16 protein-coding genes are annotated in these 15,186 nt (G+C 60.7%); 7 read left to right on the top strand and 9 right to left on the bottom strand.

All coding sequences use genetic code 11. The annotated features are described in order from the left end of the window. Positions 1 to 8 precede the first annotated feature (8 nt). From B5P46_RS13980 to B5P46_RS14000, 5 genes are all read left to right on the top strand, one after another. Positions 9 to 1,055 carry a sugar ABC transporter substrate-binding protein gene (locus B5P46_RS13980; protein ID WP_129419175.1) on the top strand — a complete coding sequence of 349 codons (1,047 nt, stop codon included), beginning with the start codon at positions 9 to 11 and terminating at the stop codon, positions 1,053 to 1,055. Positions 1,056 to 1,117: 62 nt separating this feature from the next. Continuing rightward, positions 1,118 to 2,626: a sugar ABC transporter ATP-binding protein gene (locus B5P46_RS13985; RefSeq protein WP_129419176.1), complete on the top strand. Its 1,509-nt coding sequence runs from the start codon at positions 1,118 to 1,120 to the stop codon at positions 2,624 to 2,626. Between the two features lie 17 nt (positions 2,627 to 2,643). After that, a complete protein-coding gene (locus B5P46_RS13990) occupies positions 2,644 to 3,618 on the top strand; it encodes an ABC transporter permease (protein ID WP_129419177.1) in 975 nt (324 codons plus the stop codon). Then, on the top strand, positions 3,615 to 4,487 hold the full coding sequence (locus B5P46_RS13995) for a MurR/RpiR family transcriptional regulator (protein ID WP_129419178.1): 873 nt from the start codon (positions 3,615 to 3,617) through the stop codon (positions 4,485 to 4,487). The genes B5P46_RS13990 and B5P46_RS13995 overlap by 4 nt, the downstream gene beginning before the upstream one ends. Then, complete coding sequence (locus B5P46_RS14000) at positions 4,484 to 5,374, top strand: ribokinase (RefSeq protein ID WP_129419179.1); 891 nt, start codon at positions 4,484 to 4,486, stop codon at positions 5,372 to 5,374. The genes B5P46_RS13995 and B5P46_RS14000 overlap by 4 nt, the downstream gene beginning before the upstream one ends. A gap of 52 nt (positions 5,375 to 5,426) precedes the next feature. On the opposite strand, the gene B5P46_RS14005 is transcribed toward B5P46_RS14000, so the two are convergent. Together B5P46_RS14005 and B5P46_RS14010 are read right to left on the bottom strand one after the other, a co-directional pair. Further along, positions 5,427 to 5,645, bottom strand: coding sequence for a hypothetical protein (locus tag B5P46_RS14005; protein ID WP_003547964.1), 219 nt, complete (start codon positions 5,643 to 5,645; stop codon positions 5,427 to 5,429). Between the two features lie 60 nt (positions 5,646 to 5,705). Continuing rightward, on the bottom strand, positions 5,706 to 6,554 hold the full coding sequence (locus tag B5P46_RS14010) for a pirin family protein (RefSeq protein WP_129419180.1): 849 nt from the start codon (positions 6,552 to 6,554) through the stop codon (positions 5,706 to 5,708). Positions 6,555 to 6,818: 264 nt separating this feature from the next. On the opposite strand from B5P46_RS14010, the gene B5P46_RS14015 reads away from it, so the two are divergent. Next, positions 6,819 to 7,301: a DMT family transporter gene (locus B5P46_RS14015; RefSeq protein ID WP_129419181.1), complete on the top strand. Its 483-nt coding sequence runs from the start codon at positions 6,819 to 6,821 to the stop codon at positions 7,299 to 7,301. After that, positions 7,298 to 7,738 (top strand): DMT family transporter, encoded by a 441-nt coding sequence (locus tag B5P46_RS14020; protein WP_129419182.1) that lies wholly within the window; start codon positions 7,298 to 7,300, stop codon positions 7,736 to 7,738. Before B5P46_RS14015 ends, B5P46_RS14020 begins: the two co-directional genes overlap by 4 nt. 103 nt (positions 7,739 to 7,841) lie before the next feature. Here the strand turns inward: B5P46_RS14020 and B5P46_RS14025 are convergent, their stop codons facing one another. From B5P46_RS14025 to B5P46_RS14055, 7 genes are all read right to left on the bottom strand, one after another. Continuing rightward, positions 7,842 to 9,002, bottom strand: a complete 1,161-nt coding sequence (locus B5P46_RS14025) for an amidase family protein (protein ID WP_129419183.1) — start codon at positions 9,000 to 9,002, stop codon at positions 7,842 to 7,844. A gap of 12 nt (positions 9,003 to 9,014) precedes the next feature. Then, the gene (locus B5P46_RS14030) at positions 9,015 to 9,722 is read right to left on the bottom strand and encodes an ABC transporter ATP-binding protein (protein ID WP_129419184.1); all 708 of its coding nucleotides are present in this window, start codon (positions 9,720 to 9,722) and stop codon (positions 9,015 to 9,017) included. Continuing rightward, positions 9,715 to 11,478 carry a branched-chain amino acid ABC transporter ATP-binding protein/permease gene (locus B5P46_RS14035; protein ID WP_129419185.1) on the bottom strand — a complete coding sequence of 588 codons (1,764 nt, stop codon included), beginning with the start codon at positions 11,476 to 11,478 and terminating at the stop codon, positions 9,715 to 9,717. Before B5P46_RS14035 ends, B5P46_RS14030 begins: the two co-directional genes overlap by 8 nt. Further along, positions 11,465 to 12,298 carry a branched-chain amino acid ABC transporter permease gene (locus tag B5P46_RS14040; protein WP_129419186.1) on the bottom strand — a complete coding sequence of 278 codons (834 nt, stop codon included), beginning with the start codon at positions 12,296 to 12,298 and terminating at the stop codon, positions 11,465 to 11,467. Before B5P46_RS14040 ends, B5P46_RS14035 begins: the two co-directional genes overlap by 14 nt. A gap of 51 nt (positions 12,299 to 12,349) precedes the next feature. Beyond that, positions 12,350 to 13,498 carry a substrate-binding protein gene (locus B5P46_RS14045; protein WP_129419187.1) on the bottom strand — a complete coding sequence of 383 codons (1,149 nt, stop codon included), beginning with the start codon at positions 13,496 to 13,498 and terminating at the stop codon, positions 12,350 to 12,352. Between the two features lie 29 nt (positions 13,499 to 13,527). Then, entirely contained in the window at positions 13,528 to 14,373 is an 846-nt protein-coding gene (locus B5P46_RS14050; protein ID WP_129419188.1) for a nitrilase family protein, read from the bottom strand. A 188-nt stretch (positions 14,374 to 14,561) separates the two neighbouring features. Beyond that, the gene (locus tag B5P46_RS14055) at positions 14,562 to 15,185 is read right to left on the bottom strand and encodes an ANTAR domain-containing response regulator (protein ID WP_027665527.1); all 624 of its coding nucleotides are present in this window, start codon (positions 15,183 to 15,185) and stop codon (positions 14,562 to 14,564) included. Between the last annotated feature and the right edge of the window lies 1 nt (position 15,186).

The raw sequence follows: 15,186 nt of genomic DNA on the forward strand, positions 1-15,186 counted from the left end.
AGGAATACATGAAGAGATTTTTCGCTGTGGCTTTCGCCGCAACCCTTTGTGCTGGCATCGCGACGGCACAGGAACTCAAGCCGCTGAACTCGGATTCCGAGCCGGACCGCATGGACTGGTCGGCGTTGGAAGCCAAACTCGGCGTGCTGCCAAAGCTGCCCGACGGCCTCAAGGTCGGCGGTGTTTCCAAGACGCTGACCAATGAATATTGGCGTTCGCTCGGCCAAGGGTACCAGAAGCTCGCCGACAAGCTCGGCGTGACAGTGGCCTATCAGGCGGCCCAGAGCGAAGGCGACCAGCTCGGCCAGTTGACGATCGCCGAGGGCATGGTCACCCAGGGCTACAATGTCCTGCTGGTCTCTCCGCAGACCGACGCCAATCTCCAGCCGGTGATCGAGCAGGCCAAGGCCGCCAACGTCCCTGTTGTCAACGTCAATGACGCAGTGATCCCGCAGGCGGAACATTATGTCGGCAACGTTCAGCGCGACAACGGTGTCCGCGTCGCAAAGTGGTTCATCGACAACCGTGCCAATGGTGGCAAAGTCGCCATCATCGAAGGCCAGGCGGGGGTCTACGCCGCCGTCCAGCGCACCGACGGTTTCAAGAGCACAATTGAGGACGGTGGCAAGTTCACCGTCGTCGCGAGCGTGCCGGGCAATTGGGATCGCCAGATGTCCTATGACGCAGCGACCAATATTCTCCAGCAGCATCCCGACCTCGTCGGCTTCTACTGCAACAATGATGGCATGGCGCTAGGCGTTGTCGAGGCTGTGAAGGCTGCGAGCCTGCAGGACAAGGTCGTCGTCTTTGGCACGGACGGTATCTCCGATGCCTACAAGTCGATCGCAGCGGGCGAACTGACGGGTACGGTCGACAGCTTCCCGGTTTTGACGGGTGAGGTAGCGATGGAGGTCGCACTCCGCCTCGTCGCAGGTCAGAAGCTGCCGCGCGTGGTCGCAACACCACAGGCTCTCATTACCAAAGACAACATCAACGACTTCCAAGGCGAAGGTGTCGATGTGCGCTCGGTGCTGATGAAAGCGGCTGGAAATTAAAGACCTCCACGCGGGACGGCCGGCATGGCCGGCCGTCCAAATTCTCAAACGGTTGGATTTTCATGGCTACTCCCAGATTAGCGTTCGAGAATATCTCCAAGGTCTTTCCCGGCGTCAAAGCGCTCTCGGACGTCTCCTTCGACGTCGCGCCCGGTGAGATCCATGCACTGCTCGGCGAGAACGGTGCCGGCAAGTCCACGCTGCTTCGCATCCTGTCGGGTGTCTTTCGCCCAACGGAAGGGGAAGTCAGGGTCGACGGTGCCGCCCATCACTTCAAGCGTCCCGAAAGTGCTCGTCTGGCCGGGATCGCCATGATTCACCAGGAGCTTCAACAGGTGCCGCATCTCACTGTGGCACAGAACATGTTCCTCGGTCACTCGCTGACCCGTTTCCGCGGCATCGTGGTCAATCGCCGGGAGCAGGAACGGCGCGCAGCCGAGGCGCTCGCGATGATCGATCCCTCCATCAATCCCGCCGCCCCCATTTCCTCGCTGAAGGTCGCGCAGCGGCAGGTCGTCGAGATCGCCCGCGCGCTCTTGGACAAGGCGAAGATCATCGCCATGGACGAACCCACGTCCAGCCTGACGCCCAGCGAATTCGACCGACTGGCCGAGATCATCGAGCGGCTGGCGGCGAGCGGCGTTTCCATCATCTATGTGTCCCACAAGATGGACGAAGTATTCCGGGTCTGCCAGCGCGCCACGGTCATGCGCGACGGCAAGGTCGTCGGGATGGTCGACCTGAAGAAGACCGCACCGGCCGAGGTCATTGCGATGATGGTTGGCCGCGAGCTCCTGGCCGAGGAACACCACTCGCACGTAACGACAAAAGTCAGCGTCGAGGTGCGGAACCTCAATTCGCCGCGCGTCCGTGACATATCCTTCGATCTTCACAGCGGTGAGGTTCTGGGCGTGGCAGGACTTGTCGGTTCGGGCCGGACCGAACTCTTGCGCGCGCTCTCAGGTGCCGACAGGGTGACGTCGGGAACCGTGAAGGTCGACGGGAAGCTGCTGACGCTCTCCAATCCGCGCGCGGCCATTGCCGCGGGCATCGGTCTCCTTCCCGAGGAGCGCAAGCGCGAAGGCATCATTCCAGGCCGGTCCGTCACCATCAACATGGCGCTGCCCTCCATGAGCCGCTTCTCGAAAGGCGGGATCATCAACCATCGGAGGCTCAAGCGGACTGCAGAAGACCTACTCAGGCGCGTCAACCTCCGGCCATTCCAGCTCGATCGGCAGATCAGGTTATTCAGCGGCGGCAATCAGCAGAAGGCGATCATCGCACGGTGGCTGGCGGCGGGTTCGCGCATTCTGCTGTTCGACGAGCCGACGCGAGGTATCGACGTCGGTGCGAAATCCGAAATCTACCACCTGATCGAGGCCCTCGCTGCAGAAGGTCATTCGGTGATCGTCGTCTCCTCCGAGCTTCCGGAGGTGATGCGTGTCTCGGACCGAGTGCTTGTCATGCGCGACGGCACGGTCGTCGCCGAGCTTAGCCGCGACAAGCTCTCCGAAGAAACCATCGTCTCCCATGCCGTTGGGAAGGCCGACAGTCGCCTTGGCGCGGCATGACCCACAGGAACAATTCCATGTCTGACATAACCCAGAATGCCGCGGTGCCCTCCTCCAGACTCTTCGGATCGTTCTCGGTGCGAGACGCCGGCACCTTGATCGGACTGATCGCCATCGTGGTCATTTTTGGATTGCTGGCTCCTGACTTCCTCTCCCAGCGAAACCTGTTCAACATCCTGCAGCAGTCGAGCATCAATGCCTGTCTCGCCCTCGGGATGACGCTGGTGATCATTTCCGGCGGCATCGATCTCTCGGTCGGACCGACCGCGGCAATAGCGGCGGTGATTACGGCGACGCTGCTTGTTGCGGGAATACCCGTTCCGCTCGCGATCCTGGCCGGTCTCGGGATTGGCGTCCTTTGCGGACTCGTCAATGGCGTCCTCGTAGCCTATGCGGGCCTGCAACCCTTCATCGTCACCCTCGGTACGCTGAGCACTTACCGGGCCATTGCGCTGATCTATACCGGCGGAAATCCGGTGCTTGGCGTTCCCCAGGGTTTTCGCGCGCTGTTCAACGGCTCCCTGATGGGCGTCCCCAATCCCGTTATCATGGTCGCCGTCGTAGCCTTCCTCGCCTGGGTCCTGCTCAAGAAGACGCCTCTCGGTGAATATCTGCTTGCCGTCGGCGGAAACGAAGAGGCGGCCTACGTCGCAGGCGTGCCGATCGCTGTCACCAAGATCACCGCCTATGTGATCTCAGGTGTCCTCGCCGCCCTGGCCTCCATGATCCTGATCGGTCGCCTTGGTGCCGCAGAACCGATCCTTGGCAATCTCTGGGAGCTCGACGCGATTGCGGCGGCTGCGATCGGCGGTGCCTCTCTCATGGGCGGTAAAGGAAGCATCGTCGGCACGATCCTCGGTGCGATCATCCTCGGCGCGATGCGTAACGGACTGACGTTGATGAACGTTCAGGCCTTCTATCAACTTCTGGCCACTGGTCTTATCATCCTTGTCGCGATGATGATTGATCGCGTCACAAGGGGTAGAGGATGAATTCTTCAAATGATCTCAAGGCGGTGGGTCCGCGCATCCGGATGATGATGCCGCAGCTCACCCCTTTGGAAGCACGGGTCGTGGAAACGGTGTTTGGATTGCGCGATTTCTCGGAGGACACCGCGCTCAAGGACATCGCCGCTGAGGCCGGGGTCTCCGAAGCCATGGTGGTGAAGATCACCAAGAAGCTCGGTTTCAATGGCTACCGGGATTTTCGTTCGGCGGTGTCGAGCTACAACAAGCTTCCGACGGCGGAGATGCATCAGGAGCTTTCCGTCGAAGATAGCTCGCGGGAGATCATCCTGAAGGTATTCCGAACCTCGATCCATGCGCTTGAGGAAACGCTGGCAATTTTGGACGTCGATGCTTTCGACCGGGCGGCGGACCTCCTTACGAAGGCTGGCCAGAGGGATTTCTACGGCGTCGGCGGGTCTGCCCAAATCGCGCGCGATGTCGCCCATAAGTTCCTGCGGATCGGGGTGAGAGCGAATGTGCAGGACGATTCTCACATGATGCTGATGTCGGCGTCGTTGCTCGGAGCGGATGACGTGGCGGTTGCCTTCTCTCATTCCGGCAATACCACGGCGGTGATCGACGCATTGCAGCTGGCCAGAAAGAGCGGCGCGCGGACAGTCGCCATCACCAATTACGGTGGTTCGCCGCTCGCCCAGATCGCCGATATCGTTCTTTGCTCGACGGCCCAGGGTTCGCCTCTGATGGGCGAAAACGCCGCTGCCCGGATCGCCCAGCTCAACATTCTCGACGCGCTCTTCGTCGCGGTCGCTCAACGCAACTACGACGCGGCGGAAAAGAACCTCGAAAAAACGATGTCCGCGGTAGCATCGAAACGCAAGGACAAGATCATATGACGACCGCCTCCCCCTCCGTTATCGTCTTTGGAAGCCTGCACTACGACATCATGGTGCATGGCCCGGCGCGACCGCGAAAGGGCGAAACAGTGACGGGGGAGAGTTGGCATCCGAAGTGCGGCGGCAAGGGCGGCAACCAAGCGGTTTCGTCTGCAAAGACCGGCATCCGGACCGCGATGATCGGCGCGGTTGCCGATGATGCCTTCGGCCGAGCGCTGGTGGAAAATCTCGATCGGCAAGGTGTCGATCACCAATTTGTCAAGGTAGGGGACAGTGGCGGGAGCGGCATGAGCGTGGCGATCTTCGACCGCGAGGGCGACTATGGGGCCGTAATTGTGTCCGGAAGCAATCTCACCCTCGGACAATCGGATGTGGATCGAGCAGCGGAACTCTTCGGCGAGCAAAGTGTCCTTGTTCTGCAGAACGAAGTCCCCGACGCCGCCAATGTCGCCGCCGCCAAAGCGATGAAGTCGGCCGGAGGGCGGGTCATCCTCAACGCGGCACCGGCGCGCGATCTGCCTCCCGCACTCTCCGAACTGGTCGACGTCATCGTCGTCAACGCGATCGAAGCTGAACAGCTGACCGACGTCGCCGTATTTGACTCACTCGCGGGCGCTCTCGACGCCGCGCGTCTGCTTGCCAAGACGTATCCCGCCGCAGTCGTCACAGCGGGCGGCGAAGGCCTTGCCTGCGCGACGAAGCCAGGCCAGGAATTCTTGATCGAAGCCATCAAGGTAAAGCTTGTCAGCACCCATGGCGCCGGTGACGAATTCACCGGCGTGTTGGCCGCTGAAATTGCAGGTGGGACCGGACTGGAGGGCGCGCTCCACGCCGCTAATCATGCAGCCGCCGTGCTAGTCAGCACGCCGCGCGAGACCGTTCGGTGACTGATACCCGGTGCTCCGACAGGAGACGTCGATTATTCTCGGAGTTTTTCGGTCAGGCCGTTCGTCCAAGGGTGGAAAGTGCATCCTGCAGTCTAAGCGCCGCCAGCGCCTCGGTTGCCTCATCCGAAGACCATCCCGCTTCCAGCGCCGCAGACAGGACCAGCGATTCCGTTTGAAGCTCGAGCTTCTCATAAAGCGGCTCGATGGCTTCGCGGGCTGTTACAACGTGCTGGTCTGGTGGGGTGATGGGTGTGGCGGCAACCGTAGGCATGAAATGCTCCTCCTATTGAACGCTAAGGTTCGAAACCCGTTAGGGGCATCCTTGTTCCATTCATATCGCCTTTTCGGTCTTCGAGCGGCGATGCGAAAGATGACGACGCCACATATGGCGAAATTTCCTCCATCGCAGGAACGCGCGAATGATGATTGCCGGCGGGATCTTCTTGTGGTCGCCGACAGTCCCCTGCCTGGTGATAGATGCGTTCGGGTCGAGCAGAAACGCGACCAACGTGCTTGCACTCTGCGCCTCTACTTCGAGCTTGTCATCCGATAAATGCAGCCCCTGCTCGCCTTCGGCGAACGTCTGCCTATCGACGACAACGGAACCGCTGAAGACATAGAAGTAGAGGTCTCGGCCTTGTTTCTGCGGGAATTCCACCCGTAGGCCCGCGTCCAGCCGCATGTCGAAGAAGTCGATCGCGCTGCGGACATAGAAGGGGGCGGCGCCCTCCCCTTCCGGCCCGACCAGGTGTCGCCAGACGTTTGCCGCGGCAGCTGGCATCGGCCCGTGCTGGATCTTCGGCTCGAGATCGACCGCATAAGGGCGAACGAGGATCTGCAGCATTCGCAGAGGCGGATCGGATGCCAGCGTCTCTTCGGAGTGCCAGAAGCCGACCCCGGCATTCATCACCATCAGATGATCGCGGTCGATCACCAACCGGCCCGCGGCCTTGTCGTCGTGACGCATGACGCCTTCGGGCACCCAGGAAATGATCTCATCGTTTCTGTGCTCGTGCATGGCGATCAGGCGGCCAGGATCGAGGATGGATTCAACGACCATGGCGAGAGGGCCGTGGCCGTGATCGGTCGGCTTCGGCTTCAACCAGCCCGGCATGTTGACATGTGCGACGAAGCCTCCCGCATCCCGCACCACGAACGTTCGTGCGCCCTTGAGCAGCATCGCATCCTCCGTGCTTGCAAGGCAGTGACGACACCCGGCCATTAGCCATCTGCCGGAAGGGCTCGTCAATGGAAAGGATGTTTGTCGGACCACGATTGACGCCAGGCAGGAAATCCGCTGAGACGTACCGTCCTAATCAGGAATATGGTCGACGCATTCGTCCAGGCGAGTGCTGCAGCGTCCTTTGCGCGTCTAAAAGACGCGGCGTGGTAGTGGCAATTTGAAAAATATCGGGCGCAATCGATTCTTTGACAGAGATCTGCAATGACCACCGAAGCACGTAATTCGCATCCCATCTACTTCATCGGAGCTTTTGCCACGGGTGGGCTCCTGACTTTCATGGTGCACCTCAATGGGGAATTGGCCCGTTATGGCAATCCCCTGTTCTCATCTTGGACCGCCCACGGCACGGGCATCATCGCAGCCGTCATTCTTCTTTTGGTGGTCCACCGCCGGCGCAGGCCGACGGTAGGAAAAGCCCCCAACGCGCCGTGGTGGGCCTACTTCGGCGGGATATCCGGCGCGGCAACGGTCATTCTGACCTCGACGGCGGTCAACTCGCCGCTCGGGCTCTCCGGCACCTTGGCTTTGGGTTTGGCAGGCCAGGTCGCCTTCAGCGTCGCGGCCGACAGCTGGGGACTGTTCGGTCTGCCAAAGCGGCGCCCAGATAGACGAGACATCGCCGCGCTCGGCTTGGTCGTCACCGGGGCAGCACTCATTATACTGTTTGGGCGAGGTGCGGCGTGACAGTGTTCATTCTCCTGGCCTGCCTGGGTGGTGTGCTCGTCGGCCTCAGTCGTCAGCTCAATGGGCGGTTGAGCATATCGACCACGCCGCTGATCGCATCCTTCTGGAACCATGCCATAGGCTTTGCTGCCCTCACCTGCCTTGGTCTCTTTGTCGGAGGTCTGCTTCCTGCGGGTGCTGCCGAGGCGCCTTGGTATGCCTATCTGGGTGGTCCCATCGGCGTCATCTTCGTGGCGGCGGGCAGTTGGGCGATTGCTCGAATAGGCGCGGTGAATTCGGCTCTGCTGATCATCGGTGGTCAGATGGTAACAGGGGTGGTGCTTGATTATGCGCGCGACGTTCCAGCGTCGTTTTGGGCGAACGCGACCGGAATTGTTCTCATAATCGGCGGAATGATGGTCAGTCGGGGACGACGCAAAGCCGGCGGTTCGCAATAGCCATGCGTTGCGCTGCGATTCAGGTGCCATTGCTGACCGGGCCGGTCGTAAGCCATGGGGACGGATGAACGGTGGGGAAAGCCTCCCCGTCGCATTTGCTCTTTCACTCAGCTTTTAGTCGCCGGGCCATATTCATCAGCATCCTGTCGGCGCTCCTTGCACCGAACAAGGAAAGCGAAACATTTCCCGCACAATTGATAATGGGAAAAGCCAGTTGCGGGCAGCCGCTAAGGCCTGAAAGACACAGAAGCTTGATGCAGGCGGAACGAAATGCGGCGAAGCGTTCCGGTTCGGCATCGCGGGTTGGCGGGCTCATGGCCAATGTCGGAAGAACGACAACCACATTTTCGCGGAGCAATCGGTCGATCTCCGCGGAAAACAGCTTGCGGATCCTGCCTGCCTCGCGCACTTCCTCTTCGTCCAGGCGAGATCCTGACAGAAGACGCGCCGCAATATCGGGCGCAATGGCTTCAGGGCTCCGCTCGAAGAGCGCTCTGTTGCTTTCCCAGGCTTCCCTTTGCAGGATGGTGATGAACGCCAAAGCAAGATCGGCGAGGCTGAACGAGGCGATATCTTTAGTCATGCGAATAGGCATGCCCGCTGATCGAAGGCTGGCGATCATCTCGTCGGCGACCGCGTCGTCAATGGTTGCGAAGATATCCTCGGCAATGAGAATAGATGATGGTTGGTCATTTGCCGCCGGAATGCCGATGGCGCTCATCACCGCGGCCATTGGTTCCAGGCTTCTCGTTATGAAGCCCGGCACGTCGAAGCTTGGCGCCAGCGGACGCAGCGCCCTGTTGTCGAGGCTTCCATGTGTCGGCCGCCAGCCGATGAGGCCGTTGACGGCGGCGGGCAGACGGATGGAGCCGGACGTGTCTGTTCCAAGGCCGATATCGGCGAAGCCTGCGGCAACCGCAACGGCTGAACCCGACGACGATCCGCCGGGGATGAGGTGGGGAGCGCGCGGATTGATCGGCATGCCGAAATGGATGTTGCCGCCGATCAGGGAATAGGCAAGTTCATCCGTATTGGTTTTGCCGACGAAACAGGCGCCGGCATCGAGCAGCGTCTGGACCAGCGGCGCCGTCGATGTCTTGATGCCGGAGGCAGCGAGTACCGTGGCATTGCCGGCCGCGGTCGGATAGCCGGCAACGTCGAAAAGATCCTTTACCGCCAGTCGAAGGCCGGAAAGCGGACCGATGGCCGCGTGCCCGACCTCTGCATCCGGATAGGGCATGAATGCATTCCATCGGTCCTGCACTTGCCTCGCTCCCTAGATCTTCAGATGTTGCAGCACACGGCTGCGGCTATCTGGACCATTGAGACTTTCATCTTCGATCGCCCCGAGTTTGAGAATGGCCCAACGGTCGGCCACCGAAAGGGCAAAATCCAGGTTCTGTTCGACGAGCAGGATGGTCGTGCCGCGCGTTTCGCGGTCGTCCCTCAATGCCTTGGCGATGTTCTGGACGACGGAGGGCTGCAGGCCTTCGGAGATTTCGTCGATCAGCAGCAGTTTTGGCCGCAGCATCAGCGTCCGCGCGAGGATCAGCATTTTCTGCTCCCCTCCCGACAGAGTGCCTGCCTTCTGCGCCAACCGGTCCTTCAGGAACGGGAAATAACCGTAGACCCGTTCCAGGGCGGACGCCAGATCCCGATCACCCTTGAGCGCCAGGCGCAGATTGTCGCGGATGGAGAGATCCTGAAACAACGGCAATTCCTGAGGAGCGTAGCCGATGCCGGAAGCGATCAGCTCCGCGGGTTTCCTGTCGGTGATAACAGCACCGTCCACCTCGATCTTGCCTTTGCCGACACGCAGGAAGCCAAGGATCGTCTTCAGCAGCGTCGTCTTGCCCATGCCATTCTTGCCCATGAGAGCGAAGATCTCGCCCGGCCGGATGGCGAGCGACACGCCATTGACGACATCGACCGCGCCATATCCGCTCGATACGCCGCTGAGCTTGAGTTTGAACGTATCAGCCACGGGCGCCTCCTGCGTAGATGGTGCGAACCGTTTCGGAATTGACCACGTCATTCACCGTGCCGTCGAGAACGAGCTTACCCTGGTGGAGAACCACGATGCGGCTCGATATGTCGCGCACGAAATCCAGATCGTGTTCGACCAGGATGGCGGCGAAACCCATTTCGTCCGTCAGTTTCTTGAGGATGGTGCCGATGGTCATGCGCTCGGTCTTGGTAAGACCCGCCGTCGGCTCGTCGAGAAGAATGATGCGTGGTTCCAGAGCGACGACCATCGCCAGTTCGAGAGCCTGTCTTTGACCATGCGACAGCAGCGACACCGGCTTGTCCAGCATATCAACCATGCCGGTGAGCGTCAGGATCTCGGCTGCCGCTGCCGGCAGCATGATCTCGCCAAGCGATCGCATCGCGTTGGGTCTCTCGCGGCTGAAACGCGCCATCTTGAGGCATTCGCCGATGGTCATGCTGTCGAAGATGCTGGCAACCTGAAATTTTCGGCCGACGCCGAGGGCGACGATCCGTTCGGGTGCACGACCGGCGATATTCGTACCGATGATGTCCACCTGACCTTCGATCTGCTGGGTACCGTCCGACAGACAACGCATCAGCGTGGTCTTGCCGGCGCCGTTGGGGCCGACCAGGCTGACGAGTTCTCCAGCGCCGATTTCAAGGTCGATGCCCTTGAGGACGGAGAAGCTGCCATAGGACTTGCCGAGACCGCGAATCGACAGAAGGCTTTTGCCTGCCAACGCACCATCCTTGGCGACGATGCGCGTCGGCAAGGATTTGAGAATGCTGCTGGAGTTCGCCGACTGCAGGAACCGCGTCACCAGGGAGGCGAGGCCGCCCGGCAAAAGGATGATCATCACGACGAAGAGCGCGCCGACGATCAGTTGCCACAGGAAGGGCAGATCGCCCGAAAGACTGGCGCTGAGATAATCGATGCCGATTGCGCCGAACAACGGTCCGATAATCGTTCCCCGGCCACCGAGCGCCGTCCAGACGACGAGTTCGGTTCCGAATACGAAGCCGGTGTTCTCAGGCGCGACGACACCGGATGCGTTGGCAAAAAGGAAGCCAGCCAGGCCGCATACGCCAGCCAGAACGCCCGTCAGGACGACCTTCAGCCGGGCGGGATTCATGCCCAGATAGGCAACGCGGGCTTCATTGTCGCGGATTGCGACGAGCAGGCGGCCGGCGTCCGACCGGACGAAGACTATTGCAAGAACGGCCAAGGCCAGCAGGCACGCGCCCGACAGGCGGAAATAGCCGGGAAGCCCGAGCGGGAGGGTTTCGTAACCGACGAGGCCACTCGAGGAACCAGTCCAGGTGCCGCCCGAAAAGACGAGCTGTGTGACGACGATCGGTACCACGAGCGAGATCACGGTGGCATAGAGCGGTGTCGATCCGTGATAGAACGACAGCCAGCCAACGGCGAGGCCAAGCACGAGCGGAACGAGCACGGCGGCGACAAGGGCGACGACGAAAAGCGCCGGGCTTGCGCCGATATGGGTGAGGACCATGGCGGTGGCATAGGCGCCCACGCCGAAGAATGCCGCCTGCCCGAAGGTGAGAACGCCCGTATAGCCCCAGAGCAAGTCGACGGTGATCGCCAGCATGGCGTAGATCATCGAGCGCGTCAGCACGTTGAGGCTGAAGCGGCCGAGAAACATCGGTCCGAAGATGATCAACAGGAGAGCGGTCAGCGCCAGCGCCAAAAGAAGGATAAGCCGAAGTTTTTGTCTGTTAGGCACGGGCAAATCCCTTCGGACGTATGCGCAGTGTGATTGCGCAGAGGACGGCGACGGTGATGCCGCCGAGGATTGGACTGAAATAGATGCTGACAAGCACCTGAGCGGCCCCGAAGATGAGGCAGGCGGCAGCAAGCGCACCGAAAGAAGAGCCTGCGACCATCACCAGCATGAAGGCGCCCGTCAGCCAGGCGACACCCATATTGGGATCGACGCTGGTCAGCGGCGCGAGCAGCACGCCGGCAAGGGCCGCCAGGCCGGTGCCGATCATGAAGGTCGCGAGCCGCACCTTTTCGGTATCGATACCGAGTCCGCGCGCCAGCGTTTCATTCATGATGACCGCCCGGGCGGAAAGACCAAGCCTTGTCCCATCGAGCAGCAAGGTGAAGCCGAGCCCCAGACCGACAGCCGCGACAATGGCGAAAAGACGGTAGGCCGAGTAGCCGGTACCAAAGAGATCGAAAGTGCCGGGCAGCAGCGCCGGCGTGAATTGCACGTCGCGGCCAAACCAGAGCGTGATCAGCTGGCCGATGACGATGCCAAGGCCCCAGGTTGCAAGAATGGCATCGAGCGGCCGGCGATAGAGAGGCCGCACGATGAACCGTTCGGCAACACCGCCGAGGATCGCTCCGACTAGAAACGCGAAGGGAATGGCAAGCCACGGATTGAGGCCGAACCCGCTGACGACGACAGCGCAGTAGGCCCCGATGGTCAGCCATGCGCCATGCGCGAAATTGATGATCTTCAGCACGCCGAAGATCGCAAGCAGCCCGGCGGCAACGATGAAGAGAATGGCCGCAGTGCTGACAATATCGAGAAAGAGCGTCATTTCTAGAACTCCGATGCTGGAGGCGGGGCACCCTGCCCCGCCACGCTGGTTTCAGAGATTCGGGCACTGATCGCCGGGATCGACGTCCTTGAAGCTATCGACGACTGCAACGCTGCCATCGTCCTTTACCTGGCCAAGATACATCGTCAGCGGCGCGTGGTGCTGTTTGTTCATGGAGATCTTGCCGCGCGGACCGGTGAAGGATACGTCAGGGAGGGCTTTGAGCACGTCCGCCGTATCCGTGCTGCCGGCCTTTTCGACGGCTGCCTTGTAAAGGTAGATCGCTTCATATTGCGGCACGGAAAGATCGTTCGGCGTGCGCAGTTCCTTGCCGAACTTCTTGTCCATGGCCGAGAGAAAAGCCTTGTTTTCCGGGCTGTCGATGCCGGTGACGTAGGATGCGGAGAGGAAGATATCCTTGGCATCCGCGCCCATGCTCTTGGCGGTGCCTTCGTCAACGGCGAGATTGCCGTAAGGCAGGGTGACGCCAGACGAGCGCAACTGCTTGGTCAAGGTCACGTTCGGTGCGCCACCGGCTGTCGAGGTTATGATGGCGTCGGCGCCCGAGGAGCGGACCTTGGAGATGATCGCCGTCCAGTCGCTGCCGTCCATCGGCAGATATTCCTCGCCGACGATCTGAGCGCCGGCTTTTTCGATATAGCCCTTGGCGAAGGTCAGCATGCCGCGTCCGAAGGCATAATCCGAACCGATCAGGAAGAACTTCTTTGCGCCCTGTTTGCTGATGAAATTGTCGACGACAGGCGGGACCTGCTGTTCCGGAACCCAGGCATCGACGAAAAGATGGGCGTTGCAGGATTTGCCTTCGTAAAAAGACGTGTAGATGTACGGCACGTCACCCTTGGAAATGATCGGCAGGCCGGCATTGCGCGCAGCGCTCGTCTCCATCGCGATGACGACGTTCACCTCCTTCTGGAAAATCAGGGAATCGAAGGCCTTTTGCGCGCCGGCCGCACCTGACGCGTCGTCGGCGATCTCAAGCTGCAGAGGCCGCCCGAGCACGCCGCCTTTGGCATTGATTTCTTCGACGGCAAGCTCCGCAGCTTGGACGACGGACGGCGCGACCACGCTGTTTGCGCCAGACAGCCCGACCGGCACGCCGATCTTGATCGGATCCTCGGCGAAAGCTGCGGTGGCGAATGCCGCAGATGCCAGCGTCAGCATTATGGTTTTCATTTGCATTTTGTTCCCCTTTCTTGAGTGGGTCGATGTTACCCGTAGACATCGGCTCGGCGATCGCCGAGCAGATGATTGAAGCTGTTGAGCGTGCGGGTTTCCGTCACGCTCGACAGATCGATTTGCGCAAGGAGGATTTCCTCGCGATCGGCGCTGGCCGGACCGGATATCGGCCAGCCTTGCGGGCCGACGATTAGGCTGCGGCCGATGAAGGACTGGCCACGCTCGATGCCGATCCGGTCAGCGCAGGCAATGTAAAGACCATTGGTGTGGGCGGCCGCCTTGTGCAGAATATTGGCCATCGGCTCGGGAACGCTTTCCGCACCGGCCATCGGTACCCAGTTGGTAGGTACGCAGACCAGTTCGGCGCCGGCCAGCGCCAACTGACGAAATGTTTCCGGAAACCAGCCGTCGTAGCAGATAGCGATGCCGATACGGCCGAAGGGCAGATCGAATACCGGCAGTCCGAGATCGCCTTTTCTGAAAAGACGGTTTTCGTTGTTCCATAGATGAAGCTTGCGGTATTTGCCGATATATCCCTCGGGACCGCAGAGAAGAGCGCTGTTGTAAAACCGGTCGCCATCCTGCTCGGCAACGCCGCTGACGATGTAAAGGCGAAGCTCCTCGGCAAGACGGCAGAGCGTCTCGGCACTCGGGCCGCCGGGTACCGGGCCGGCCAATGCCGCAACCTCGTCGCCGTCACGGAAGGTGTAGCCGCTATCGGCCAGTTCCGGCAGAACGACGATCTCCGCGCCCCTGGTCTTTGCCGACCTCACCAGCCGATCGATAGCCGCAAGATTACCGGCGCGATCACCGACGATCGGTTCGAATTGGACGGTTGCGACGGTTACCGTCCGTGCGGCTGAGGTCTTGACGGTCAATCTTGTCTCCAAACGCAAAAAACCTCTGGCACGGAATTCAATCCGTGAACCAGAGGCTACATAGCCATGATGTGAATGCGGCAGCCCTGCCGCCGAGCAAACCTGCTCGTTGTCTTTAGGCTTGCACGAAAGAATGTGACCGTCAAGCGGCTTTAGCGGGCATCTTCAGGGGGCACAGGTTCGGCGACCTAAGGTTGAGTTTTTGCGCCGATGGAAAGTCCGAGGCTTTTCATGGTGTCTTGCGCGGCAATGATGGATTCGGCGATCGTCGCCATCGGAACGCGCTTTGACGTCGCCTGATCGCGCAAGAGCTTATAGGCCGCCTCCTCGTCGAGACCATTCATCACCCGCAACGCCGAAACGGCTTTTTCGACCAGCCGGCGACTTTTCAAGGTTTCCTCGAGTTTCTGCACCTTGCCGGCGAGCCGTTTTTCGTAGCTATGCCGATAACGTGCAAGCGCAAATTGCGTCAGAATGCCGAGCGGCCGCAACGGTTTGCTGATAACGCCGTGAGCGTTGAGATCGATGATCGCCTGGAGGGCGGTCGGGCTCTCATAAGTTACGATGGCGATGATCGCCGTCTGCTGGAGGTCGATAATCTGCAGCGCGTGCTCGACATGCACATCCTCGACGTGCAGAAAGACGGTGTCTACGTCAGGAGGCAAGGCTGGCGGAAGCGGCCAGGTGGCCCGGACCTCACAGCCAAGGCGCTTGAGGTGGGCGATCAGCACGTCGCCGTCCTCGTCGCGAGGATGGACGACTAGAACGCGTGCGCGCCGCAGATCCTGAACGATCCTGCTCGGTCCCGCCATC

It is taken from the genome of Rhizobium leguminosarum (assembly GCF_004123835.1).
GTDB classification, from domain to species: Bacteria; Pseudomonadota; Alphaproteobacteria; order Rhizobiales; family Rhizobiaceae; genus Rhizobium; species Rhizobium leguminosarum_M.

What these genes read in the sequence shown, in the direction of transcription:
- B5P46_RS13980 (WP_129419175.1), top strand. Translation starts at nt 9, where the DNA reads ATGAAGAGATTTTTCGCTGTGGCTTTCGCCGCAACCCTTTGTGCTGGC.
- B5P46_RS13985 (WP_129419176.1), top strand. Translation starts at nt 1,118, where the DNA reads ATGGCTACTCCCAGATTAGCGTTCGAGAATATCTCCAAGGTCTTTCCC.
- B5P46_RS13990 (WP_129419177.1), top strand. Translation starts at nt 2,644, where the DNA reads ATGTCTGACATAACCCAGAATGCCGCGGTGCCCTCCTCCAGACTCTTC.
- B5P46_RS13995 (WP_129419178.1), top strand. Translation starts at nt 3,615, where the DNA reads ATGAATTCTTCAAATGATCTCAAGGCGGTGGGTCCGCGCATCCGGATG.
- B5P46_RS14000 (WP_129419179.1), top strand. Translation starts at nt 4,484, where the DNA reads ATGACGACCGCCTCCCCCTCCGTTATCGTCTTTGGAAGCCTGCACTAC.
- B5P46_RS14005 (WP_003547964.1), bottom strand. Translation starts at nt 5,645, where the DNA reads ATGCCTACGGTTGCCGCCACACCCATCACCCCACCAGACCAGCACGTT.
- B5P46_RS14010 (WP_129419180.1), bottom strand. Translation starts at nt 6,554, where the DNA reads ATGCTGCTCAAGGGCGCACGAACGTTCGTGGTGCGGGATGCGGGAGGC.
- B5P46_RS14015 (WP_129419181.1), top strand. Translation starts at nt 6,819, where the DNA reads ATGACCACCGAAGCACGTAATTCGCATCCCATCTACTTCATCGGAGCT.
- B5P46_RS14040 (WP_129419186.1), bottom strand. Translation starts at nt 12,298, where the DNA reads ATGACGCTCTTTCTCGATATTGTCAGCACTGCGGCCATTCTCTTCATC.
- B5P46_RS14045 (WP_129419187.1), bottom strand. Translation starts at nt 13,498, where the DNA reads ATGCAAATGAAAACCATAATGCTGACGCTGGCATCTGCGGCATTCGCC.
- B5P46_RS14055 (WP_027665527.1), bottom strand. Translation starts at nt 15,185, where the DNA reads ATGGCGGGACCGAGCAGGATCGTTCAGGATCTGCGGCGCGCACGCGTT.